Genomic DNA, 22346 nt, shown 5'->3' on the forward strand with positions numbered 1-22346 from the left:
CTTCGGATGCACGGGCCGCGGCTGCAAGCGGGTCATACCAGTCAGCCTTAAGGCTGACTGGTATGCGCGCGGGGCTGGTGGGGCGGCCGCGCGCAAAATCAAGAGCTTATACCAGCCCGCCACCAAACCCAGAGAGTCAAGCTCTTGGCGGGATGGTATGAGCCCGCGCCAGAAATAAGGCCAGGCGGGCTATGCCCCCTGGCCATTTTTTTAAGCGCGCGTCCCGCTCTACCCCACAGTGACGACAATCACATGCCCCGCGTCGGCTTCGGCCAGCGCGGTGTGCAGCGCGGCGATGCCCGCCAGCATCATCTCGCCCGCGTCCTCGTCCTCTTCCTCGGTGAAGTCCTGATAGGCGTCGCCCAACTCTTCCTCATCGAAATTGTCAGGGTTTAGGGCCTCCAGATATTTATCCTGGTCCTCGGCGGTCATGATGAACACCAGCGTCTCCGTGGCTTCGGCAATATCGGCCACCACCTCGTTTTCGCTGGCTTCCAGCTCGATGTCGTAATCATCGGAGAGAATGGGCAGCAGCACCGGGAATACTGCGCCATCGTAATCAAAATCCGCCACCGTGGTGCCGTTGGCGGCGAGAAACGCCTGCAACGCGTGCGGGTCATCATCCTGCGCGGCGGCCACCAGCTCGCCCAGATCCGCGCGCGGCAAACGAGTGAAAACAGCAGTGGCCGCCATGTTTATCTCCCAACAATAATGGCGGTGAACTTACCAGCCTGCCTGCCCGGTAGACAAGCTCATCCCACGCGGGCGAGCGCCTGGGTCAGATCATCAATGAGGTCGGCCGGGTCTTCCAGCCCCACCGAGAGGCGGACGGTGCCATCGCTGATGCCCAGGCGCGCGCGCTCCTGCGGGCCGATGCGCATGTGGGTGGTGGTGGCCGGATGGGTCGCGAGGGATTTCGTGTCGCCCAGGTTGTTGGAAATGGTGATGATTTTGAAGGCGTTCATCAACGCGAAGGCCGCCGCCTTGCCGCCCTTCAGCTCGAAGGTGACCATGGTGCCGCCGCCGCTCATCTGGCGCATGGCGAGTTCGCGTTGCGGGTGCGAGGCCAGCGTGGGGTAGAGCGCGCGCGAGACCTTGGGGCTCTGCTCCAGAAACACCGCAATGGCCTCCGCTGAGGCTGACTGCGCCTTCACCCGCAGGGCCATGGTCTCCAGCCCTTTCAGGATAACCCAGGCATTGAAGGGCGAGAGCGCCGGGCCGGTGTTGCGGAAAAATGGCTGGAAAACCTCTTCCATCCATTGCTTCGGCCCCAGCACGGCGCCGCCGAGCACGCGGCCCTGGCCATCCATATGCTTGGTGGCGGAATACACCACCACATCGGCGCCAAATTCCAGCGGGCGTTGCAGCAGGGGCGTGGCGAACACGTTATCCACCACCACGAGGGCGCCAGCGGCATGCGCCAGATCGCACACCGCGCGCAGGTCCACCATGTCGAGCATCGGGTTGGAGGGCGTCTCCAGCAGCACCATGGCCGCCGGGGTGGCCAGCGCCCTGGCCCAGGCGGTCATATCCGCGCCGTCCACAAACTCGGTCACGATGCCGTATTGCGGCAGCAGGGTGCTCACGATCCAGTGGCAGGAGCCAAACAGCGCGCGGGCCGCCACCACGCGCTCCCCCGTCTTCAGCCCGGCCAGCATCGCCGAGGAGACCGCCGCCATGCCCGTCGCCGTGCAGCGGCAGACCTCCGCCCCCTCGATGGCCGCGAGCTTCTGCTCCAGCATGCTCACCGTGGGGTTGGCAAAACGCGAATACTGGTAGTGCTGAATCTGGTTGGCGAACACCGCCTCGGCCATGCCGGCGCTCTCATAGGCGAAGCCCGAGGTCAGGAAGAGCGCCTCGGCGTTTTCGTCCAAATTCGTGCGGATACGACCGGCGTGGATCAGCTTCGTCGCCAGCCGCTGGTTATCGGTATCGCTCATCTCAAATCCCCTCGCTTCATAAACATGCCTGGCCGTCACGTATCCGGCCACAGGGGAGGTGGCGCATTGCGGCGCCACAGCCTCTTTAGCGCGTTTATTTAATGGCATCCGGGGATGCCGCCTCGCCGCAATCCGGCCGGACAAATCACGAGGTAGCTTCCCGCCTAGACCCGCCGGCCCGGCCGGTCAACTCATACCAGTCAGCCTTAAGGCTGACTGGTATGAGCGCGGGGCTGGTGGGGCGGCCGCGCGAAAAATCAAAAGCTTATACCAGCCCGCCACCAAACCCAGAGAGTCAAGCTCTTGGCGGGCTGGTATCAGGGCCTGATTGGTTTACGTGCGATCGCGCTTTCGCATTGATCAGCGAATGACGCGACAATCATAGAGTGGCCGGAGGGCTGGAGGACTTCACGGGTAAGGTGACGCCGGAGCCGCAGCGACTATGCTGGCAGCACCTAGCGCGAACATCTTGGCCTGCCGCAACCTGCAAACAGGTTCTTTGCGATTACCGCTTAGTTGGCAGCCGTTTTCTGGATATCACGGTTCACCGCCGACCAGACGAACCAGGCGGAAAGGACGATAATGGCGTGCACCGTTAGGGTGACCGAGCCGACCCGCAGCGCCTCGTGGCTGTAGGTCAAGCTATAGGTATCCCAGGCCGCGCCAACCAGCTCGGTCAACACGATGACCGGGACAAGCGCCGTGTAATGCCGCGGCTGCCTTGCACCCCACAGTGCGACAACGCCGATCGCCCCTAACTGGATGCCAACGATCAGCCAGGCGTCGAGCAGCAGGCCGAACACCGGTTGCCCCTGGCCAAGATTTATTCCGGGATAGATCAGCGGCAGAGCGCCGGCATAGACTGGGGGCCAGAGTAGGACCAAATTACAGAGATACCATAGGCCGCAGCCGATCAGGAATATGCGCAGTTTCTGCATCGTTTTGACTCCGATAGGAATGAGGACTTAGTTCACCACGGCAAAGACATCGCAACCGGCGCCGGGTTTGTCAACGGCGGCGCAGGAAGCCGGTATGGCTCGGCTTCATGGCCGTTCCGATGCTTACGCTCTAAGCAGCGGTGCCGCCGACCGTGAGGCAGGACATTTTCATGGTCGGCTGGCCGACGCCCACGGGCACGCCCTGGCCGTTTTTGCCGCAGGTGCCGATGCCGGGGTCCAGCTCCATGTCGTTGCCGATCATCTCCACTTTGGTTAGCGCGTCCGGCCCGTTGCCGATGAGGGTGGCGCCCTTCACCGGGGCGGTGATTTTGCCGTCCTCGATCATGTAGGCCTCGGAGGCGGAGAAGACGAACTTGCCGGAGGTGATGTCCACCTGGCCGCCGCCGAAGTTGACAGCGTAGAGGCCGCGCTTGATGCCTTTGATCATATCCTCCTTGCTCGCATTGCCGCCGAGCATGATGGTGTTGGTCATGCGCGGCATGGGGGCGTGGGCGTAGGATTCGCGCCGCCCGTTGCCGGTGGCGCGCATGTTCATCAGCCGGGCGTTCTGGCGGTCCTGTAGGAAGCCGGTGAGGATGCCGTCCTCAATTAAGACGGTGCGCGAGGTGGGGGTGCCTTCGTCGTCAATCGTCAACGAGCCGCGGCGGTTGGGGATGGTACCGTCGTCAACCACCATGACGCCCTTGGAGGCGATGCGGCTGCCCATGAGCCCGGCGAAGGCGGAGGTCTGCTTGCGGTTGAAGTCCCCCTCCAGCCCGTGGCCGATGGCCTCATGCAGCAGGATGCCCGGCCAGCCGGCGCCCAGAACCACGGGCATTTCACCGGCGGGGGCGGGGATGCTCTCGAGGCTCACGGCGGCTTGGCGGATGGCCTCATGCACCGCGCCCTGCCAGTAGGCGGGGGCGATGAGCGGGGCATAAGAGGTGCGCCCGCCCGCGCCGTGGGAGCCGGACTCGCGCCGCCCGTTGTGTTCAAGCACGACGGAGATGTTGAGGCGGACCAGGGGCCGAAGGTCGGCCAGGCGGGTGGCATCGGCGCGGATGATCTCGATGGCCTGCCATTCACCCGCGATGCTGGCCATGACCTGGATGACCCGCGGGTCAGCCGCGCGGGCGAAGGAGTCAATCTCCTGGAGCAGTTCGGCGCGGGTGGAAAACGGCATTTCGGCCAGCGGGTTCAGCCCGGCGTACAGCGGGGCGGGCGCGGCGGCGGGGCTGGCCGCGGTGGCGGAATGTTCTAGCGATTTGGCGGCCTTGATGGTGGCGGCGGCGCGGGCCAGGGCTTCATCGGTGATCTCGCCGGCATGGGCGTAGTAGCTGGCCTCGCCCAGCACCGCGCGCAGGCCAAAGCCCCGGCGCGTGTCAAAGCTGGCGGCTCGGATGCGGCCATCCTCCAGGCTGATGGATTCGGATTCTCGGTATTCGAGGAACAGCTCGCCATCGTCGGCGCCATCGGTCGCGGTGGCGATGTGGCGGGCGGCGGTGTGCGGGTCCAGCCCGTTGGTGCCGTGGAAAAGGGTGGCGGCGGTGGCGAGGGCTTCGGACAATTTATTCTGCTCCAACGGCAAGGGATGGGCTGAGGTGGCGGGCCGGGGTGGCGCCGCGCAGGCCGTGGCGGGCCAGGGTGGTGGCGCCGAACAGCAGCACGGCGTTGAGTTCGTGGACATAGCCCAGCTCGGGCGCGGCTAGGATAAGGGTGGTCATCCCGAGCAGGTATTGCAACGCCACCAGGGCGGCGACGAGGAGAAAATTGTCACGCAAGGCGGGGGGCAGCGGGGCGCGCAGGCCGAGGATGGCGGTGGCGAGCACGGTGAGCGCGGTGATGGTGGCCAGCAGCCGGTGGCAGAACTGCACGGTGGCCTGGTTGGCGATGAAGTTCCACCAGAGCGGCTGCATGGCGAGGAAGCCTTTGGGGATCCACTGGCCGTCCATGGTGGGGAAGGTGTTGAACACGGTGATGGCGTTGGTGGTGGCGACCAGCGCGCCATAAAACATGGTGAGGAGGATGAGGGCGAGGCTGGCGCTGGTGAGGCGGCGCAGGATTTGTGCGCCGGGCAGATGCGCGGGGGTTGGGGTGCGGATGCTCAGCCCGGTCCAGAGCAGGGCGAAGAGCACCAGCATGGCGGAGATGAGGTGCGGCCCGGCCCAGGCGGGCGGCGGCGAGAGCACGCCGGGATACATGCCGGTTTGCACCATGTACCAGCCATAGGTGGCCTGGCCGGCACCTGCCAGGAAGATGGCGCCGAGCCAGAGTTTGAGGCGGCGCGAGAGCTGCCCGGTGTACCAGAAATATACGAAGGGGATGATGAAGGTGAGGGCGATGAGCCGGCCCCAGCAGCGGTCAAGGAACATCGGCCAGAACAGCGCCTTGTAGGCGGCGAGGCTGATGGGGTGGGACTGGAAGAGCGCGGTTTTTTGGTAGAGGCCGAAGAGGTAGGACCAGTCGGCCGCGGTCATCGGCGGGATGAAGCCGGTGATCGGCCGCCAGACCTGGATGGAGAAACCCGCGTTGATGGTGCGTGCGTGGCCGCCGCCGATGACCATGCCGAAGATCATGCAGGCGAGCAGGATGAGCCAGTTGCCAACTTGTTTATTTAGGCGCGTGGCCGCCCCGCCAACCCCACGCGCGGGTTTATTCTGGCGCGTGGCCGCCCCGCCTACCCCCTGCGTGGTGCTCATGCCGTGGCGCCGCGCAGGCGGTGCAGCAGCAGGATGCAGGCGGTGAGGAGCAGCACCGCGTTCATCTGATGGGCGACGCCGAGGTCGATCATTTTGGAGACCAGGGCGCTGACGCCCAGGGTGAATTGCAGCAGCACCAGGCAGGCGATGGCGAGCCCGGCGTCGCGGATCGGCGCGCCGGCGTTGCTGCGCAGGGCCTTGGTGGCGGTGATGAGCAGCACCAGCGTGGTGAGGGTGGCCAGGGCCTGGTGGTTGAAGAGGATGGTCGCTTGGTCGGAGAGGAAGCTGGTGTGGGGGTAGCCCGGCGGGGGCATGCCGATGCCAATGGATTTCGCGGGGTCGAACACCGAGATGGCATGCGTGCCCGAGACGAAGGTGCCCGCGAACATGGTGCAGAACAGCAGCAATATGGCCAGCATGGTCAGGCGTTGCAGGCCGCGCTGCGCGAAGGGGGCGGTGGGCGTGGGGTGGCTGACGGTGAGCGCGGTCCAGAGGACTGAGACATAGAGGACCATGGCGGCGGAGAAATGCAGCGAGAGGCGCCAGGGCTCAACCGCCGTGCTGCCCGCGAAGAAGCCCGAGGCGACCATGAACCAGCCGATGGCGCCTTGCAGCCCGCCCATGACGAACAGCAGGAGCAGCCAGGGGATCAGCCGTTTTTCAAGCCGGCCGGTGAGGGCGAAGACGATGAGGGGCAGGAGCAGGACAACGCCCATGAGGCGGCCCCAGAGGCGGTGGATGTATTCGGGCCAGAAGAGCTGCTTGAAGCCCGCGAGATCCATGCCTTTGTGCAGGATCTGGTACTGGGAGATGGTTTGGTATTTGGCGAAGAGGGCGTTCCAGGCGGCGGTGCTCATGGGCGGGAGCGCGCCGATGATGGGGTCCCAGTTCATGATGGAGAGGCCGGAGCCGGTCTCGCGCGTGTAGCCGCCGATACCGACCATGATCCAGATCATGAAACAGAGGAGGTAGAGCCAGGCGGAGACAAGGGGGCGGCTGGTTTGGCCGGCGGCGGCGGCGCTGGATTTGGACAAGCTCAGGCTCCTGTTGGGCGCGGTGGTACGGGCGGCATATAGGGCGTGGCGGCGCAATTCGCCAGCCGCGGGGCGTGGATTCAGCCCTTCTGGATGACCAGGAACCAGCTGCCGTCGGGCTGTTCGAGCAGGTCCAGCGGGTCGTGGCCTTGGTCAGCCGCGGCGCGCGGGACGTTGGCCAGCGGATCGGCGCCCTTGAGGCGCACCAGCAGGATCTCGCCGGTCTGCATTGTGTCGAGCGCCAGACGGGTGCGAACGAAGGTCATGGGGCAGGTTTCGGCTGTGATGTCGATGGCTTTATGGTGCGCGGGGAGGCTTGTTATCATCATACTGTCTCTCGCAAGGCTGGACCGGAGAAAAAACTTGGGCCACAAGGCAGATGATGGATATAAGCATCGAGCGCCTGTGCATAGAGAACGGGCTGAAGATGACAGGCCCGCGCCGGGTGATCGCGCGCGTGCTGTCCGAGGCGAACGACCACCCGGATGTGGATGAACTGCACCGCCGGGCCAACAAGGTTGACGCGCGGATTTCTTTGGCGACCGTGTACCGGACCGTGCGTCTGCTGGAAGCCAAGGGCATTCTGGCGCGGCGGGACCTGGGCGGGAAGCGCGCGCGCTATGAACCGACCCAGGAGCGGACGCATTTTCATTTGGTTGACCAGGAAAGCGGCATGGTGCTGGAGTTTGCCTCGCCCCAGGCCGAGGCGTTGCTGCGCGATGTGGCCCGGATGCAGGGGTTTGAGGTCGATATCATTAAAATCGAGCTATTTGGCCGGCGGATAAAAAAATGAATGAAAGTATTGGGCCGGAATCGCCTCGCGTTGCCACGGGCGGCGCGGCGCCAGGATTTCCTGAGTTGCGCGCGGGGAACCTCGGCGTGCGGCTGGCGGCTACGCCGGGCGAGCTGGATGCCGCGCTGGCGCTGCGCTACCGCGTGTTTTACGAGGAGATGGGCGCGCAGGCGGATGCCGTGGCGGTGGCGGCGCGGCGCGACAGCGATGAGTTTGACGCGCTGGCGGACCATCTGCTGGTGATTGACCATGACCGGGGCGAGGGCGCGGCCGGGGTGGTGGGAACGTACCGGTTGATCCGCGAGGAGGCGGCGGCGAAGATTGGCCGGTTCTACAGCCAGGCCGAGTATGATATTTCGGCGCTGCAGAGCTTTCCGGGACGCAAGCTGGAGCTGGGGCGCAGCTGCACGGATGTGGCGTATCGCTCGCGCTCGGTGCTGCAACTGCTCTGGCGGGGGATCGCGGCCTATGTTTTCCATCATGGCATAGATATAATGTTCGGTTGCGCCTCGCTGAGCGGGACGGACCCGGACGCGGTGGCGCTGGAGCTGACGTATCTGGCCACGCACCATCTGGCGCCCGAGGCGATACGCCCGCGCGCGCTGCCCGGACGCTATGTGGAAATGCGCCGCTGCGACCCGGCCGCGCTGGACGCCAGGCAGGCATTGCTGCGCCTGCCGCCGCTGGTAAAAGGCTATCTGCGGCTGGGCGGGTTTGTGGGGGATGGGGCGGTGATCGACCACCAGTTCAACACCACCGATATTGCCGTGGTGGTGCAGACGGATCTGGTGACGGATAAATATTACCGGCATTACGAGCGCGAAGCGCGTTGAGGCCTGTGCTGAGCAGGCGGCTTTGGGGGATGGTTGATGGCTGACGACGATTTGAATGTGCCGGATTCGCTGCTGCCGTATGATGAGTGGACGCAGGAAGCGTTGCTCCATGTGGTGGTGAGCGCGCTGCGCCATGCGGCGGCCGAGGGGCTGCCGGGCGGGCATCATTTCTACATTACGTTCAAGACCGCGTATCCGGGGGTGAAGATCCCCGAGCGGCTGCGCGCGCAATATCCCGACGAGATGACCATTGTGCTGCAGCACCAGTTCCATAGCCTGAGCGTGGACGCGCAGGGGACGGAGATGAATGTGGGGCTCGCTTTTGGCGGGGTGCCGAGTATTTTGACCATTCCGCTGGCGGCGATTACCAGCTTCGCCGACCCGGAAGTGCGCTTTGGCCTGCATTTTGAGGTTGCGGTGCCCGAGCCCATCAAGGTCGCGGATGTACCGGCGCCGGAGGGTGATGATGTGCCCTCGCGTCCCAATGACGGGCCAGCCGATGTGGTGAGCCTGGATGCCTTCCGGAAGAGACAGAAAGATTCCTGAGAGATGAACGTGACAACGCAGCTGAAATCAGGGTTTGCCTATTCGCCGATGCTCCCGCTGGGGGAGGATACGACGCAGTATCGCAGGTTGGATATCGGGGGCGTGTCCACCATCGAGGTGGATGGCAAGACGGTGTTGAAGGTGAGCCCGCAGGCGCTGAGCGAACTGGCGTTCGCGGCGTTTCATGATGTTTCGCATTTGCTGCGCCCGGCGCATCTGGCGCAGCTGGCGAAGATTTTGCACGACCCCGAGGCCAGCGAGAATGACCGCTACGTGGCGATGGAGTTTTTGAAGAACGCCTCGATTGCCGCCGGCGGGGTTTTGCCGATGTGCCAGGATACCGGCACGGCGCTGGTGTTCGGCAAAAAGGGCCAGCGGGTTTGGGTGGAAGGCGATGAGGAAGAGGCGCTGAGCTGGGGGGTGCACCGCACCTATACCGAGACCAACCTGCGTTATTCGCAGATGGCGCCGCTTGGCATGTATGACGAGGTGAACACCGGCAATAACCTACCGGTGCAGTTTGATATCATGGCCGCACCTGGCGAGCACCATGCCGATGAGTTTCATCTGATGTTTATCGCCAAGGGCGGGGGATCGGCCAATAAGACGTATCTCTACCAGGAGACGCGGGCGGTGTTGACGCCTGAAAAACTGCTGGCGTTCATCGAGGCGAAGACCAAGACGCTGGGGACCTCGGCCTGCCCGCCGTATCATCTCTCCATTGTCATCGGCGGCACCTCGGCCGAGATGAACCTGAAGACGGTGAAGCTGGGCTCGACGAAATATCTCGACGAACTGCCCACCCAGGGCAGCAGGCTTGGCCATGCCTTCCGCGATGTGGAGATGGAAGCGCGCGTGCTGGAGATGACCCAGCGCATCGGCATCGGCGCGCAGTTTGGCGGCAAGTATTTCTGCCATGATGTGCGGGTGATAAGGCTGCCGCGGCACGGCGCGAGCCTGCCGATCGGCATTGGTGTTTCGTGCTCGGCGGACCGGCAGATTAAAGCCAAGATCACGAAGGATGGCGTGTTTCTGGAGCAGCTTGAGACGGACCCGGCGAAGTATCTGCCGGAGATGACCGAGGCGCATCTGGGCGGCGAGGTGGTGGCGATTGATCTGAACCAGCCGATGGCCGGGATTCTGGCGGAATTGACGAAACACCCGATCAAGACCCGGGTGGCGCTGAGCGGCACGATTGTGGTGGCGCGCGATATCGCCCATGCCAAGCTGAAGGAACGGCTCGACCGTGGCGAGGGCATGCCCGATTATATGAAGAACCATCCGGTGTATTACGCCGGGCCGGCCAAGACCCCCGAAGGAATGGCGACCGGCAGCTTCGGCCCGACCACGGCCGGGCGGATGGATAGCTATGTGGAAGAATTCCAGGCGGCGGGCGGCTCGCTCATCATGCTGGCCAAGGGCAACCGCTCGCGCGCGGTGCGTGATGCGTGCAAGGCGCATGGCGGGTTCTATCTGGGCTCCATCGGCGGGCCGGCGGCGGTTCTGGCGCAGAACAACATCACCAAGGTCGAGGTTCTGGAGTATCCCGAGCTTGGCATGGAGGCGGTCTGGAAAATCGAGGTGAAGGATTTCCCGGCGTTCATCGTGGTGGACGACAAGGGCAATGATTTTTTCAGCGAGCTTGCCTGATGAAATTCACCGTTGACCGCATTGACCATGTGGTGATGACCTGCCGGGATTTGAACGCGACGGCGGCCTGGTACCAGCGGGTGCTGGGCATGGAGCGTGAGGAATACGGCGGCAAGAATCGCACGGCGCTGCGATTTGGCGCCCAGAAGATAAATCTGCACGAGGTGGGGCATGAGGTGGTGCCGCATGCCGAAATCGCGCAGCCGGGAACGCTGGATTTGTGTTTCGTGATCGCGGTGCGGCCGGAAGACGCGATTGCGCAATTATATGCCTGCGGGGTGCCGGTGGAACGCGGGCCGGTTTCACGCATTGGCGCGCTGGGGGATATCTCCTCGGTGTATTGCCGTGACCCGGATGGCAACCTGATTGAACTCGCCTCGTATATGGGGGATTGATTTCATGGGTGACAACCCATGAAGCTCTCCGATTTTGGATATGAGTTGCCGCCGGAGCGTATCGCCACCGAGCCCGCGCGCCCGCGTGATTGCGCGCGGCTGTTGCATGTGGCCGGAGAGCTGCGCGACTGGCGGGTGCGCGATCTGCCGGGGCTGCTGCGGCGTGGCGATCTGCTGGTGGTCAACGATACCAGGGTGATCCCAGCGCAGCTCAGCGCCTATCGTGGCGCGGCGCGGATCGGCATTACGCTGGACCGCCGCCGCGATGATGGCAGCTGGCGGGTTTTGCTGCGCAACGCGCGGCGGGTGAAGGCCGGGGATGTGCTGGTGATCGATCCGCAATTCTCCGCCGAGGTGCTGGAAGTTCTGGAAGGCGGCGCGGCGTTTTTGCGGTTTTCGGCGGATGATTTCTACGCCGCGCTGGCGCGCAGCGGGGCGCTGGCGCTGCCGCCTTATATCGCGCGGCCGGAGGGGATTACCGTGCAGGACAGGGCGGATTATCAGACCATGTTCGCGGCCCATGAGGGCGCGGTGGCCGCTCCCACGGCGGGGCTGCATTTTACGCCGGAGCTGGCGGCAAGTTTGGAGGAAGCGGGGGTCGAGATTGTGTGCGTGACCCTGCATGTGGGCGCGGGAACATTTTTGCCGGTGCGGGTGGAGAATCTGGCGGAGCACCGGATGCATGCCGAGCGCGGCTATGTATCCGCCGCGGCAGCGGCGCGGATTAACGCGATGCGCGCGGCAGGCGGGCGGATTGTGCCGGTGGGCACGACGGCGCTGCGGGTGATCGAGTCAGCCGCGGGTGATGATGGTCTGGTGCAGGCGTTTGACGGTGAGACGGATATTTTCATTCTGCCGGGCTATCGCTTCAAGGTTGCGGATTTGCTGTTCACGAATTTTCATCTGCCGCATTCCACGCTGCTGATGCTGGTCTCGGCCTTTGCCGGGGTGGAGCGGATTTGTGGCGCGTATGCCCATGCGATTGCGGCGGGCTACCGGTTTTATTCCTATGGCGATGCGTGTCTGCTGGAGAAAGCATGAGTTTTTCATTTGATCTGCTGGGCCAGGATGGCGCTGCGCGGGCGGGTATGCTGCATACGGCGCATGGCGATGTGCCGACGCCCACGTTCATGGCGGTGGGCACGGCGGGGACCGTGAAGGCCATGACCGCTGATGCCGTGCGCGCGACGGGGGCGAAGATCGTGCTCGGCAACACGTATCATTTGATGTTGCGGCCGGGCGCGGAACGGGTGGCGCGGCTCGGTGGGTTGCATAAAATGATGGACTGGCCAGGGCCGATTCTGACAGACTCCGGCGGGTTCCAGGTGATGTCGCTCGCCAAACTGCGCAAAATGGATGAGACGGGGGTGACATTCCGCTCACATATAGACGGTTCGGCGCATCATCTGACCCCTGAGCGTTCGATGGAGATTCAGTATCTTCTGGATGCCACGATTACGATGGTGCTCGATGAATGCACGAAATTTCCGGCGACTCATGATGAGGCCGCGAAATCGATGCGGCTTTCCACCCGCTGGGCGAAGCGCTCAAGGGATGCGTTCGTGGCGCGTGACGGCTATGGGCAGTTCGGCATCGTGCAGGGGAATGTCTATAAGGATTTGCGCGAGGAATCAGCCGCGGCGCTGCGGGAGCTGAACTTCGAGGGCTATGCCATCGGCGGGCTGGCGGTGGGCGAAGGCCAGGAGATGATGTATGCGATGCTGGATATTACTGCACCTTTTCTGCCCCAGCAAAAACCGCGTTATCTGATGGGTGTTGGCACGCCTGATGATCTGCTCGGCTCGGTGGCGCGCGGGGTTGATATGTTCGACTGCGTGATGCCGACGCGCGCCGGGCGAACGGCGCGGGGCTTCACCGCGCACGGGGTGTTCAACCTGCGCAATGCGCGGTTTATTGATGATGGCACGCCGTTGGATGCGACTTGCGCTTGCTTGTGCTGCACGCGCCATACGCGGGCGTATCTGCATCACCTGTTCCGCGCGCAGGAGATTCTGGGGCCGATGCTGCTGACGATGCATAACCTCACCTATTATCAACGCCTGATGCAGGATGGCCGGGTGGCGATTCTGGCAGGTAATTACGATGAATATTGCCAGGCTACGCGCGCCGGGTGGGAGGAGGCGAAACATGGTTGAGGAACGCTACGCCGGTTTGCAGCAGCTGGGCAGCGCCACGCAGGCGCCCACCTCGCCCGAGAGCGCGGTGCTGGAGCGGGTGGCGGCGCAGACGGGGGGAAAGGATGTGGTGGTGCGCTTCACCACGCCGGAGTTCACTTCGCTCTGCCCGCTCACGGGGCAGCCGGATTTCGCGCATATCGTGATCGACTATATTCCGGGCGACTGGCTGGTTGAGAGCAAGTCACTGAAGCTGTTTTTCCATAGTTTCAGGAATCATGGCGCGTTTCATGAAGCTTGCACCATGATGATCGCGGACCGGCTGGTGGAGTTGCTGCGCCCGAAATGGTTGCGGATCGGGGCTTATTGGTATCCGCGCGGGGGAATCCCGATTGATGTATTCTGGCAGAGTGGGGCGCCGCCGGAGGGGGCGTGGATCCCCGAGCAGGGGGTGCCGGGGTATCGTGGCCGGGGATGACGTAGGGGCCGCGATACGCGCGCGGGCGGAAGCCCTGGGATTTGATGCGGTGGGGTTTGCCCGCGCCGCGATGCCGCCGGAGCGTCAGGAGGGGTTAAAGGAATTTCTGGCGGCCGGGCGCCATGGCGGCATGGGCTGGATGGCGGCTCGCGCCGATGAACGGGCGGACCCGCGGGTTTTATGGCCGCAGGTGATGAGCGTGGTCTCGCTCGGGATTTCCTACGCGCCGGAGGGCGACGCGCTGGCCAGCGTAGGCGCGGCCGGGGTGGGCAATATTTCGGTCTATGCGCGCGGGCGCGATTATCATGATGTGGTGAAGGGAAAGTTGAAGCACCTGGCGCAGTTTATCGCCGCGCGCGGGGCGGGGGTGAAGGTGTTTGTGGACACCGCGCCGGTGATGGAGAAGCCGCTGGCGGCGCTGGCGGGGCTGGGGTGGCAGGGGAAACATACGAACCTGGTCTCGCGCGCGTATGGCTCTTGGCTGTTTCTGGGCGAGGTGTTCACCACGCTGGAGATTGCGCCGGATGCCGCCCATGCGGATAGATGCGGGAGTTGCCAGGCATGTTTGGAAGCCTGCCCGACCGCGGCGTTCCCCGCACCCTACCAGCTCGATGCGCGCCGGTGTGTTTCCTACCTGACGATTGAGCATGACGGGCCGATCCCCGAGGCGTTGCGCGCGGGGATGGGCAACCGGATTTACGGCTGCGATGACTGCCTGGCGGTTTGCCCGTGGAACAAGTTTGCCAAGGCCGGGCGGGAGGCGAAATTCGCGCACCGGGAGGAGCTGGTGGCCCCCCGGCTGGCGGCGCTGGCGGGGCTGGATGATGCCGGGTTCCGGGCGATGTTTGCAGGCTCCCCGGTGAAGCGGGTGGGGCGCAACAGGTTTGTGCGCAATGTGGCGATTGCGATTGGCAACAGCGGGGATGTTGCCCTCCTTCCGGTGGCGCGCGCCCTGGCGGGAGACGCTGACGCGGTGGTCGCCGAGGCAGGCGCCTGGGCGGTGGCGCGGCTGGTCTTTCCTTAGGTTTGCAAAGCGGGTAAATCCTTTTTCATGAGCTGGCTTACAGAATTTGTCCGACCAAAAATCCGCACCCTCCTGGGCCGCAAGGAGGCGCCGGATAATTTGTGGCAGCAATGCCCGAAATGCCAGCAGATGATTTTTCATCGGGAGCTGGAGGCGGCGCTGAAGGTTTGTCCGCATTGCGGGCACCACATGCGCGCCAGCGCGGCTGACCGCCTGGCCTGGACCTTTGATGACGGGGTTTATACCCGCATCGACCTGCCGAAGGCCGTGGTGGACCCGCTGAAGTTCCGTGACCAGAAGCGCTATGCCGACCGGCTGAAGGACGCGCGCGAGAGCACCAAGCAGGATGATGCGCTGCTGGTGGCGCATGGCGCCGTGGGCGGCCACCGGGCCGTGGTGGCGGCGATGTCGTTTGAGTTCATGGGCGGCTCGATGGGCGCGGCCGTTGGCGAGGGGCTGGTTGCGGCCGCGCGGCAGGCGGTTTTGCTGGCGGCGCCGATGATTGTCTATACTGCTTCGGGCGGGGCGCGGATGCAGGAAGGGGCTGTGAGCCTGATGCAGATGCCGCGATCGGTGATCGCCTCGCAGATGGTGAAGGAAGCCGGGCTGCCCTTTATCGTGGTGCTGACCGACCCGACGACAGGGGGCGTGACCGCCTCCTTCGCGATGCTGGGGGATGTGCAGATTGCCGAGCCGAATACGCTGATCGGCTTCGCCGGCGCGCGGGTGATCGAGCAGACGGTGCGCGAGAAGCTGCCCGAGGGGTTCCAGCGGGCGGAGTATCTGCTGGCGCATGGGATCATCGACATGGTGGTGAAGCGCGATGAGCTGACGGCGACGCTGGCGCGGCTGATCGGGCTGATGACCGGCAACAAGCACCCCGCCGCTGCGTGAGCGCCGCGCGCGGGCGTTTTGACGCCAGTCTGGAGAGGCTGCATCGGCTTTATCCGAAACTGATAGACCTGAAGCTGGACCGGCTGGTGCGGCTGCTGGGCGCGCTGGGCGATCCGCAGTTGCGGCTGCCGCCGGTGATCCATGTCGCGGGGACCAACGGCAAAGGCAGCGTTTGCGCGTTTGCGCGCGCGATGGCCGAGGCGGCCGGGCTGCGCGTGCATGTTTATACCTCGCCGCATCTGGTGAAATTCAACGAGCGCATCCGGCTGGCGGGCGCGTTGGTGAGCGATGAGGCGCTGGCGGGCGCGCTCGATGAGATAGAGGCGGCGAACGAGGGCAACCAGATCACCGTGTTCGAGGCGATCACGGCGGCGGCGTTTTTGCTGTTCGCGCGGGTGCCAGCGGATTTATGCGTGGTTGAGGTGGGGCTGGGCGGCCGGTTTGATGCGACCAATGTGGTGCGCCCGGCGGCTTGCGCGATCACCTCCATCTCCATGGATCATCAGGATTTTCTGGGCGACACGCTGGGGGTGATCGCGGCGGAGAAAGCCGGGATCATTAAACCCGGCGTGCCGGTGGTGGTGGGCGCGCAGGTGAGCGAGGCCCTGGCCGCGATTATGGACGCGGCGCGGCTGGCCGCGGCCCCGTTATTGCTGCGCGGGCGCGACTGGGAGGTTGCGGCGGTGCCGGATGGGCTGCGTTTTGAGGGGTTGGATTTGCCGCCGCCGGGGTTGCCTGGGGTGCATCAGGCGGAGAATGCGGCGATTGCGATGATGGCGCTGCGCGCGGCGGGGTTTGCGTTTTCGCCAGAAGTGCTGGCGGCCGGGCTGCGCGCGGTGGAGTGGCCGGCGCGGTTGCAGCGGCTGCATGGCGCGTTGCTGGCATTGCTGCCGCCAGGCTCTGAGCTTTGGCTGGACGGCGCGCATAATCCCGGGGGGGCGGCGGCGCTGGCGGCGCAGTTGCGGGCCTGGGGCGGGGCGGCGACGCTGATTCTGGGCATGAAGCAGGCCAAGGATGTGGGCGAGGTGATGCGGATCTTGCTCCCTCACGCGGCACAGATTTTCGCGGTGGCGGAGCCGGGGCAGCATCTGGCGTTGCCGGTTGAGGCGATTATCGCGGCCTCGGGCGGGCGGGCCGTGGCGGGGCCGGATGTGCGCGGCGCGATGACGCAGATTACGGCGCCCGCGCGGGTGCTGATTTGCGGGAGCCTGTATCTGGCGGGGGAAGTTTTGAAGCTGGATGCGGGGGGCGTGGTTTAGGCAAGCGGGAGATGCCAGCTTGCGCTGGCATGACCGCGGGCTGGACGGCTCAGTACATATGCTGGCCGCCGTTGATGGAGAGGGTGGAGCCGGTGATGAAATCCGCCTCATCGGCGGTGACGAAGACCACGCCGCGGGCGATGTCATCGGCTTTGCCGAGCCGGCCGCGGGGGATTTTGGCGATGATTTTTTCCAGCACGTCGGGCGGGACGGCGCGGACCATATCGGTATCAACATAGCCGGGGGCGATGGCGTTGGCGGTGATGGAGTAGCGCGCGCCTTCCTGCGCCAGAGCCTTGGTGAAGCCGTGGATGCCTGATTTGGCGGCGGCGTAATTGACCTGGCCGTATTGCCCGGCCTGGCCGTTGATGGAGCCGATGTTGACGATGCGGCCGAACTTGCGGGCCTTCATGCCGTCAAACGTGGCTTTGCAAAGATTGAAGCAGGAGCCGAGGTTGGTGTCGATCACCGCGTCCCACATGTCGCGGTTCATTTTGCTGATGACGGCATCGCGGGTGATGCCTGCGTTGTTGACGAGGATATCCAGCGAGCCGTGTTTGGCAACGATGCTGTCAACCGCGTTGATGCACTGGTCAAAGTCCGAGACGTCGAAACGCATGGTTTCGATCCCGGTTTCGGCGGTGAAAGCCTCGGCCGCCGCGGTGTTGCCGGCGTAGTTGGCGATGACGGTTCGTCCGGCCTGCTTAAGTGCGATGCTGATGGCAGCCCCGATTCCACGAGTGCCGCCGGTAACCAATGCAATGCGCGCCATGTGTTTTTCCTCCGGTTTTTGGGAAGGCTAAACGATTTTGCGATGCGCGGGAAGGCAGGAAATACGGTTAGCGTGAAACTTTTGGCGAGATTAAGCCGCATATTCAAATGTATGCCAGGGTGCTCCGGCCGCGCGCTTTAATGGCCGCCGGGTACGGCCCGTCCGGCGGGTTTTTGCAGAAAGGCGATCACCAGCACGCCGATGAGCATGAAAGCGCCGAGCAGCGCGAAGGCGTCGCCATAGGCGAGGTAGAAGGCTTGGGCCTGAACGGTGCGGCCGATGGCGATGATGGCGGCGTGACGGGCATCCTGCGGGCCGGAGATGCTGTGGGTGGCGAAATAATGCTGAAGCAGGGCTAGGCGCTGGCGGGTTGCCGGGTTGAGCAGGCTGATATGGGGCATCATGATCGCGGAATGGAATTTTTCGCGGTTGGTGATGAAGGTTTGCACCATGGCGATGCCGATGGCGCCGCCGAGATTGCGCATCATGTTGAACAGCGAGGAGGCGGAGCTGGAATCCGCGAAGGGAATGCCCGAGGTGACGATGAGGGTGATGGGGGGGAAGATCATCGCCTGGCCAAGGGCGCGGATGAGGTTGGGGATGAGTAGTTGGGGGCCGCTGTCCTGCGGGCCGAGGTTGATGCTCCAGAAGCAACTGATGGAAAACAGCAAAAACCCGCTCATGAGCAGGTATCGCGGGTCAACACGGCGCATCAGGTAGGGCGTGAAGGGAATGATGATGAGCTGGGGCAGGCCGATCCAGGCCATGACGTTGCCGGCCTGGCGCGCGCTGTAGCCATGGGCTTCGGCCAGATAAATCGGAATGAGGTAGACCGCCGCGTAGAGGACAAACCCCAGGATGAGCGCGGTGAAGCAGCCGAGGGCGAAATTCCAGCGGGTGAAGAGCCGCAGGTTGACCAGCGGCGCGCGGTTGCCCGGCCGCAGCTCCTGCAACAGAAAGGCGCTCAGCGCGATGGCCGCGACGACTGAGAGGCGGAAAATGAGGGGGGAGTTGAACCAGTCGTCATTGTTGCCTTCCTCCAGCACGATTTGCAGCGAGCCGAGGCCGATGGCGATGGTGGCGATGCCGAGCCAGTCTCCCCGGCGGAATTTTTCAAGCTGCATGGGCGCCGGGTTAAGCCCCCAGAGCAGGGCCAAGAGCATGACCGCGCCGGGCACCAGGTTGAGGAAGAAGATCGCGCGCCAGCCGTAGAGATCAGTGATCGTGCCGCCGATGGTGGGGCCGATGGCGGGGGCGAAGGTTACCGTGAGGGCGTAGGCGGCGAAACCGGTGGGGCGTACGCGTTCCGGGAGCATCGTGATGAGGCAGGTGAAGGCCAGGGGGATGAGCGCCCCGCCGGTGAAGCCCTGGAGCAGCCGCAGCCCGACCAATTCCGGGAAGTTTCCGGCCAGGCCGCAGGCGGCGGAGAAAAACAGGAACAGGACCGTGCTGCCGATGAAGTACCGGCGCATCGAGAAGACCTCCACCAGCCAGCCGGAGAGGGGGATGACGATGATTTCGCCGATTAGATAGGAGGTCGAGATCCAGCCGCCATCCTCCAGCCCGGTGCCGATGCCGCCCTGGATCTCGGGCAGCGAGGTGTTGATGATCTGGATGTTCAGAACCGCCATGAAGGCGCCGAGCATCGCCCCGCCAACGGCGATTTTGGTGCGCAGCGACAGCGGCGGGGGCGCGGCTTTGGTCACGGCTGGGGGCGGGTGTCGATGGAGGGTTCCACCGAGAGGCCGGGGCGCAGCTTGCCGAGGATGTCCGGGGTCAGGTTGAGGACGATTTTCACCGGGACGCGCTGGACGATCTTGGTGAAGTTGCCGGTGGCGTTGTCAGGCGGGAGGAGGGCGAATTCCTGGCCGGAAGCGGGGGAGATGGAATCCACCCTGCCGGTGACCTTGAGGTTGGGGAAGGCATCCACGCTCAGGTCGACCTTCTGGCCGGGCTGGATGCGGGTGATCTGGTTTTCCCTGTAGTTGGCGACGACGTAGACCTGGGAGAGCGGCACGATGGCCATGATCTGGTTGCCGGGTTGCAGGTAGTCGCCGATGGCGACGGATTTATCGCCGACGACGCCGTTGAACGGGCTGAAAATTTTTGTGTGGCTAAGGTCGAGCGCGGCCTGGGTGGCGGCGGCTTCAGCCTGGGTGAGGCGGGCGGTGAGCACGCTCACCTGCATGGTGGCGCCGGTGAGGTTGGCCCTAGCGGCGGCGAGGCTGGCCTGGGCGGTGGCGAGGCCGGTGTTTGCCTGTTCGCGGTCCTGCTGGGTGCTGGCGCCGGTGGAGGAGAGGCTGGCGTAGCGTTTTTGGTTCTGCCGGGCGAAGGCGAGGCGGGCTTCGTCGCCCTGCATGGTGGCCCTGGCGGCGGCGATGACCTGCTGTTGCAGGGCGAGCCTGGCCTGGGCGGTGGCCAGCGCGGCGCGGGCGGCGGCCTGGGCGATCTCATAGTCGCGCGGGTCTATGGCGAGGAGCAGCTGGCCCTGGTGGACTTCCTGGCCGTCGCGCACGGCGATGGCGGTGACATAGCCGCTGATTTTCGGCGCGATGAGGCTGGAGTCAGCGGCGATATAGGCATCGTCGGTACTGATGAAGTATTGCCCGGCCAGCAGATAATAGGCCAGCCAGGAGAGGCCGGCGGCAAACACAAGAAAAGCGCCGGCGAACAGGAGCCAGCGCTTTTTGGGGGGCGATGCAGTCACGTCAGACACAGGAACCCCTTAAAGCAGTTTGCTCCCGCAGATAAGACCGCCGTCGGTGATTACAAGGTGGTCAGACTTTCTCCACCTGGCCATATTCCAGGTCCACGGGGGTGGAACGGCCGAAGATGGAGACGGAGACTTTGACGCGGCCCTTGTCCTCGTCGACTTCCTCGATGACGCCGTTGAAGCTGGTGAAGGGGCCGTCGGCCACGCGTACTTGCTCGCCGATTTCAAACAGGACGGCGGGGCGGCGGTGCTCGGTGCCTTCCTGCGCCTGCTTCATGATGCGTTCGGCCTCGGAATCCGGGATCGGGCTTGGGCGGGTTTTGCTGCCCAAAAAGCCGGTGACCTTGGGAACGTCCTTGACCAGATGCCAGGCGTCATCGGACATGTCCATGTTGATGAGGACGTAGCCGGGGAAGAACTTGCGTTCGGTGTTCACCTTCTGGGCGCGGCGGATCTCGGTCACTTCCTCAACCGGCACCACGATATCGCCGATGGAGTCAGACAAGCCCTTCAGCTCGGCCTGTTCCTTGATCTGGGTGGCGATCTTCTTCTCGAAGCCCGAATACACATGGAGGACGTACCAACGCTTGGCCATAAAAAATTCCTTAACTTCCGACGCCGAAGAGGGCGCGCATGCCGGCGCCGATGATCTGATCGACGGTCAGAAAAAATACCGCGGTCAACACCACCATGCCGAGCACGATGCCCGTGGTCTGCAGGGTTTCCTTGCGCGAGGGCCACGTGGTCTTGGTGGCTTCGGCACGGACTTCGCGCGAGAATTTAACCAGGTTGAACGCCAAAGAGACAAACTCCGAAAACAGCCGTTATGTGCTGGGGTGGATGGCAGGGGCGGAGGGTCTCGAACTCTCAACCTCCGGTTTTGGAGACCGGCGCTCTAGCCAATTGAGCTACGCCCCTATCCTAACCAGCACGAACCCGGCGTTCCACACGCTGGCGCGCTTTGTGTCAAGTCTCCAGGTGAAAATGCCGGGAAATATGGAGCGGGTGACGGGAATCGAACCCGCACAACCAGCTTGGAAGGCTGGGACTCTACCGTTGAGCTACACCCGCGAAACTAAAACAAACATCAAGGACAAACATCAAGGCAGGATATGGAAGGGGTTGGATTCGAACCAACGTAGGCGTACGCCAGCGGATTTACAGTCCGCCCCCTTTAGCCACTCGGGCACCCTTCCGTATGGGCTGTCATTTCCCCGATCACGCTTTGGTTGTCAACGTAATGCGGCGGGGATAGTGAAGCAGGCATGACACAAAATCGCCCCCCAAGATCAAAATCCGGCCGCCCCGGCGAAAAAACTCAGAGCCGTGGCGGGGAAAAGCCGCATGGCCGCCCGGGCGAGCGGGCGCAGGGCGGGCCAAAAAAATTTGATGGACCGAAGCTGAGCCTGCCCGGCGGGCGGGGGCCAAAGCCAGAACGCCCCACCGACCGGCCGCCGATGCGCGAAAATTCCGGGCGCGGGCAAGCGCGCAGCCCGGCCGTGCCCGCGGGCGCGGTGTGGCTGTATGGTACCCATGCGGTGGCGGCGGCGCTGGCCAACCCGGCGCGGCGGTTGCGTCGGCTGGTGATCACCGAGGACGCGCAGGCCGCGCTGGCCGCCGAGCGGCCCCAGCCCTGGCCGATTCAGCCAGAGATCACCACGCGCGAGCGGGTGGACCAGCTGCTGGGCGCGCGCCAGGGCAGCGGGATTGTGCATCAAGGCGTGGCGCTACTCACCGACCAGCTGGTGGCGCCGCCGCTGTTGGATGCGCTCAAGCGCCCGGGGCCGATTTTGGTGCTCGACCAGATTTCCGACCCGCGCAACATCGGCGCGCTGATGCGCACGGCGCAGGCGTTCGGCGCTGCCATGGTGATCGCGCAGGAGCGCAACGCGCCCGAGGAGACCGGGGCGCTGGCGAAAGTGGCCTCTGGCGCGCTGGAGATGATCCCGCTGCTGCGGATCGTGAATATCTCGCGCGCGCTCATCGTGCTGAAATCGGCGGATGTGTGGGTTGTGGGGCTGGATGGCGCCTCACCCAACAAGCTGAACGGGGAGAGTTTTGGCGGGCGCCGTGTGGCGCTGGTGCTGGGCAGCGAGGGTGAGGGGATGCGCCGTCTGACCCGCGAGACCTGCGACGAGGTGGCGGCGCTGGGCATGCCCGGCGGCATGGAGAGCCTGAATGTCTCCGCCGCCGGGGCTGTTGCGTTGTATGAGCTGACGCGAAAATTTTAGTGCGTTTTTTAA

General features: G+C 64.3%; 24 protein-coding genes, 3 tRNA genes and 1 riboswitch. Of the genes, 12 read left to right on the top strand and 15 right to left on the bottom strand.

What is annotated here, in order from left to right:
• Positions 1-228: 228 nt before the first annotated feature.
• From PHE40_RS04270 to PHE40_RS04300, 7 genes are all read right to left on the bottom strand, one after another.
• Positions 229-693, bottom strand: coding sequence for a hypothetical protein (locus PHE40_RS04270; protein WP_299958469.1), 465 nt, complete (start codon positions 691-693; stop codon positions 229-231).
• 59 nt (positions 694-752) lie between these two features.
• Positions 753-1940, bottom strand: a complete 1188-nt coding sequence (metZ, locus tag PHE40_RS04275) for an O-succinylhomoserine sulfhydrylase (RefSeq protein WP_299958474.1) — start codon at positions 1938-1940, stop codon at positions 753-755.
• A gap of 64 nt (positions 1941-2004) precedes the next feature.
• A riboswitch (SAM riboswitch) is annotated at positions 2005-2100 on the bottom strand.
• Between the two features lie 352 nt (positions 2101-2452).
• A complete protein-coding gene (locus PHE40_RS04280) occupies positions 2453-2878 on the bottom strand; it encodes a BphX family protein (RefSeq protein ID WP_299958477.1) in 426 nt (141 codons plus the stop codon).
• A 130-nt stretch (positions 2879-3008) separates the two neighbouring features.
• Positions 3009-4460: a metalloprotease TldD gene (gene tldD, locus PHE40_RS04285; RefSeq protein WP_408838547.1), complete on the bottom strand. Its 1452-nt coding sequence runs from the start codon at positions 4458-4460 to the stop codon at positions 3009-3011.
• On the bottom strand, positions 4447-5577 hold the full coding sequence (locus PHE40_RS04290; RefSeq protein WP_299958483.1) for a COX15/CtaA family protein: 1131 nt from the start codon (positions 5575-5577) through the stop codon (positions 4447-4449). Before PHE40_RS04290 ends, tldD begins: the two co-directional genes overlap by 14 nt.
• Positions 5574-6611, bottom strand: coding sequence for a COX15/CtaA family protein (locus tag PHE40_RS04295; RefSeq protein WP_299958486.1), 1038 nt, complete (start codon positions 6609-6611; stop codon positions 5574-5576). Before PHE40_RS04295 ends, PHE40_RS04290 begins: the two co-directional genes overlap by 4 nt.
• Positions 6612-6691: 80 nt before the next feature.
• Positions 6692-6940 carry a sulfurtransferase TusA family protein gene (locus PHE40_RS04300; RefSeq protein ID WP_299958488.1) on the bottom strand — a complete coding sequence of 83 codons (249 nt, stop codon included), beginning with the start codon at positions 6938-6940 and terminating at the stop codon, positions 6692-6694.
• Between the two features lie 53 nt (positions 6941-6993).
• Between PHE40_RS04300 and PHE40_RS04305 the strand changes: the two genes are divergently transcribed.
• The 11 genes from PHE40_RS04305 to PHE40_RS04355 are packed head-to-tail and all read left to right on the top strand — an operon-like array spanning position 6994 to position 16618.
• Positions 6994-7404 carry a Fur family transcriptional regulator gene (locus PHE40_RS04305; protein ID WP_299958568.1) on the top strand — a complete coding sequence of 137 codons (411 nt, stop codon included), beginning with the start codon at positions 6994-6996 and terminating at the stop codon, positions 7402-7404.
• Positions 7401-8237 (top strand): GNAT family N-acetyltransferase, encoded by an 837-nt coding sequence (locus tag PHE40_RS04310; protein WP_299958491.1) that lies wholly within the window; start codon positions 7401-7403, stop codon positions 8235-8237. The genes PHE40_RS04305 and PHE40_RS04310 overlap by 4 nt, the downstream gene beginning before the upstream one ends.
• A 36-nt stretch (positions 8238-8273) precedes the next feature.
• Positions 8274-8783: an SspB family protein gene (locus tag PHE40_RS04315; RefSeq protein WP_299958494.1), complete on the top strand. Its 510-nt coding sequence runs from the start codon at positions 8274-8276 to the stop codon at positions 8781-8783.
• Positions 8784-8786: 3 nt separating this feature from the next.
• The gene (locus PHE40_RS04320) at positions 8787-10433 is read left to right on the top strand and encodes a fumarate hydratase (protein WP_299958497.1); all 1647 of its coding nucleotides are present in this window, start codon (positions 8787-8789) and stop codon (positions 10431-10433) included.
• The gene (locus PHE40_RS04325) at positions 10433-10828 is read left to right on the top strand and encodes a VOC family protein (protein WP_299958500.1); all 396 of its coding nucleotides are present in this window, start codon (positions 10433-10435) and stop codon (positions 10826-10828) included. The genes PHE40_RS04320 and PHE40_RS04325 overlap by 1 nt, the downstream gene beginning before the upstream one ends.
• 18 nt (positions 10829-10846) lie before the next feature.
• On the top strand, positions 10847-11869 hold the full coding sequence (gene queA, locus PHE40_RS04330; protein WP_299958503.1) for a tRNA preQ1(34) S-adenosylmethionine ribosyltransferase-isomerase QueA: 1023 nt from the start codon (positions 10847-10849) through the stop codon (positions 11867-11869).
• A complete protein-coding gene (gene tgt, locus PHE40_RS04335; RefSeq protein WP_299958506.1) occupies positions 11866-12984 on the top strand; it encodes a tRNA guanosine(34) transglycosylase Tgt in 1119 nt (372 codons plus the stop codon). The genes queA and tgt overlap by 4 nt, the downstream gene beginning before the upstream one ends.
• Complete coding sequence (gene queF, locus PHE40_RS04340) at positions 12977-13441, top strand: preQ(1) synthase (RefSeq protein ID WP_299958509.1); 465 nt, start codon at positions 12977-12979, stop codon at positions 13439-13441. The genes tgt and queF overlap by 8 nt, the downstream gene beginning before the upstream one ends.
• Entirely contained in the window at positions 13428-14465 is a 1038-nt protein-coding gene (gene queG, locus PHE40_RS04345; protein WP_299958512.1) for a tRNA epoxyqueuosine(34) reductase QueG, read from the top strand. The genes queF and queG overlap by 14 nt, the downstream gene beginning before the upstream one ends.
• A 27-nt stretch (positions 14466-14492) precedes the next feature.
• The gene (gene accD, locus PHE40_RS04350) at positions 14493-15359 is read left to right on the top strand and encodes an acetyl-CoA carboxylase, carboxyltransferase subunit beta (protein ID WP_299958515.1); all 867 of its coding nucleotides are present in this window, start codon (positions 14493-14495) and stop codon (positions 15357-15359) included.
• Positions 15356-16618, top strand: a complete 1263-nt coding sequence (locus PHE40_RS04355; protein ID WP_299958518.1) for a folylpolyglutamate synthase/dihydrofolate synthase family protein — start codon at positions 15356-15358, stop codon at positions 16616-16618. Before accD ends, PHE40_RS04355 begins: the two co-directional genes overlap by 4 nt.
• A 49-nt stretch (positions 16619-16667) precedes the next feature.
• Here PHE40_RS04355 and phbB read toward each other — a convergent pair whose 3' ends face one another.
• The 8 genes from phbB to PHE40_RS04395 all read right to left on the bottom strand — a co-directional run bounded on the left by phbB (position 16668) and on the right by PHE40_RS04395 (position 21299).
• A complete protein-coding gene (phbB, locus tag PHE40_RS04360) occupies positions 16668-17390 on the bottom strand; it encodes an acetoacetyl-CoA reductase (protein ID WP_299958521.1) in 723 nt (240 codons plus the stop codon).
• A 137-nt stretch (positions 17391-17527) separates the two neighbouring features.
• Complete coding sequence (locus PHE40_RS04365; RefSeq protein ID WP_299958523.1) at positions 17528-19096, bottom strand: DHA2 family efflux MFS transporter permease subunit; 1569 nt, start codon at positions 19094-19096, stop codon at positions 17528-17530.
• Positions 19093-20106 carry an HlyD family secretion protein gene (locus PHE40_RS04370; RefSeq protein WP_299958526.1) on the bottom strand — a complete coding sequence of 338 codons (1014 nt, stop codon included), beginning with the start codon at positions 20104-20106 and terminating at the stop codon, positions 19093-19095. Before PHE40_RS04370 ends, PHE40_RS04365 begins: the two co-directional genes overlap by 4 nt.
• A 61-nt stretch (positions 20107-20167) precedes the next feature.
• On the bottom strand, positions 20168-20698 hold the full coding sequence (nusG, locus tag PHE40_RS04375; protein ID WP_291421795.1) for a transcription termination/antitermination protein NusG: 531 nt from the start codon (positions 20696-20698) through the stop codon (positions 20168-20170).
• A 10-nt stretch (positions 20699-20708) separates the two neighbouring features.
• Positions 20709-20903 (bottom strand): preprotein translocase subunit SecE, encoded by a 195-nt coding sequence (gene secE, locus PHE40_RS04380; protein WP_299958531.1) that lies wholly within the window; start codon positions 20901-20903, stop codon positions 20709-20711.
• Between the two features lie 41 nt (positions 20904-20944).
• Positions 20945-21021, bottom strand: a tRNA-Trp gene (locus tag PHE40_RS04385).
• Between the two features lie 79 nt (positions 21022-21100).
• Positions 21101-21174 (bottom strand) — tRNA-Gly (locus PHE40_RS04390).
• A 42-nt stretch (positions 21175-21216) separates the two neighbouring features.
• Positions 21217-21299: transfer RNA gene (locus tag PHE40_RS04395), tRNA-Tyr, on the bottom strand.
• Positions 21300-21560: 261 nt separating this feature from the next.
• On the opposite strand from PHE40_RS04395, the gene PHE40_RS04400 reads away from it, so the two are divergent.
• Positions 21561-22334: an RNA methyltransferase gene (locus PHE40_RS04400; RefSeq protein ID WP_299958571.1), complete on the top strand. Its 774-nt coding sequence runs from the start codon at positions 21561-21563 to the stop codon at positions 22332-22334.
• Positions 22335-22346 lie beyond the last annotated feature (12 nt).

The sequence above is a fragment of the Acidocella sp. genome (assembly GCF_028687955.1).
Taxonomy (GTDB): Bacteria; Pseudomonadota; Alphaproteobacteria; order Acetobacterales; family Acetobacteraceae; genus Acidocella.

Bases quoted from the DNA above. Each gene is read 5' to 3' on its own strand.
- PHE40_RS04270 (WP_299958469.1), bottom strand. From the start codon at position 693: ATGGCGGCCACTGCTGTTTTCACTCGTTTGCCGCGCGCGGATCTGGGC.
- metZ (WP_299958474.1), bottom strand. From the start codon at position 1,940: ATGAGCGATACCGATAACCAGCGGCTGGCGACGAAGCTGATCCACGCC.
- PHE40_RS04280 (WP_299958477.1), bottom strand. From the start codon at position 2,878: ATGCAGAAACTGCGCATATTCCTGATCGGCTGCGGCCTATGGTATCTC.
- PHE40_RS04290 (WP_299958483.1), bottom strand. From the start codon at position 5,577: ATGAGCACCACGCAGGGGGTAGGCGGGGCGGCCACGCGCCAGAATAAA.
- PHE40_RS04300 (WP_299958488.1), bottom strand. From the start codon at position 6,940: ATGATGATAACAAGCCTCCCCGCGCACCATAAAGCCATCGACATCACA.
- PHE40_RS04305 (WP_299958568.1), top strand. From the start codon at position 6,994: ATGGATATAAGCATCGAGCGCCTGTGCATAGAGAACGGGCTGAAGATG.
- PHE40_RS04310 (WP_299958491.1), top strand. From the start codon at position 7,401: ATGAATGAAAGTATTGGGCCGGAATCGCCTCGCGTTGCCACGGGCGGC.
- PHE40_RS04315 (WP_299958494.1), top strand. From the start codon at position 8,274: ATGGCTGACGACGATTTGAATGTGCCGGATTCGCTGCTGCCGTATGAT.
- PHE40_RS04320 (WP_299958497.1), top strand. From the start codon at position 8,787: ATGAACGTGACAACGCAGCTGAAATCAGGGTTTGCCTATTCGCCGATG.
- PHE40_RS04325 (WP_299958500.1), top strand. From the start codon at position 10,433: ATGAAATTCACCGTTGACCGCATTGACCATGTGGTGATGACCTGCCGG.
- queA (WP_299958503.1), top strand. From the start codon at position 10,847: ATGAAGCTCTCCGATTTTGGATATGAGTTGCCGCCGGAGCGTATCGCC.
- tgt (WP_299958506.1), top strand. From the start codon at position 11,866: ATGAGTTTTTCATTTGATCTGCTGGGCCAGGATGGCGCTGCGCGGGCG.
- queF (WP_299958509.1), top strand. From the start codon at position 12,977: ATGGTTGAGGAACGCTACGCCGGTTTGCAGCAGCTGGGCAGCGCCACG.
- accD (WP_299958515.1), top strand. From the start codon at position 14,493: ATGAGCTGGCTTACAGAATTTGTCCGACCAAAAATCCGCACCCTCCTG.
- phbB (WP_299958521.1), bottom strand. From the start codon at position 17,390: ATGGCGCGCATTGCATTGGTTACCGGCGGCACTCGTGGAATCGGGGCT.
- nusG (WP_291421795.1), bottom strand. From the start codon at position 20,698: ATGGCCAAGCGTTGGTACGTCCTCCATGTGTATTCGGGCTTCGAGAAG.
- PHE40_RS04400 (WP_299958571.1), top strand. From the start codon at position 21,561: ATGCGCGAAAATTCCGGGCGCGGGCAAGCGCGCAGCCCGGCCGTGCCC.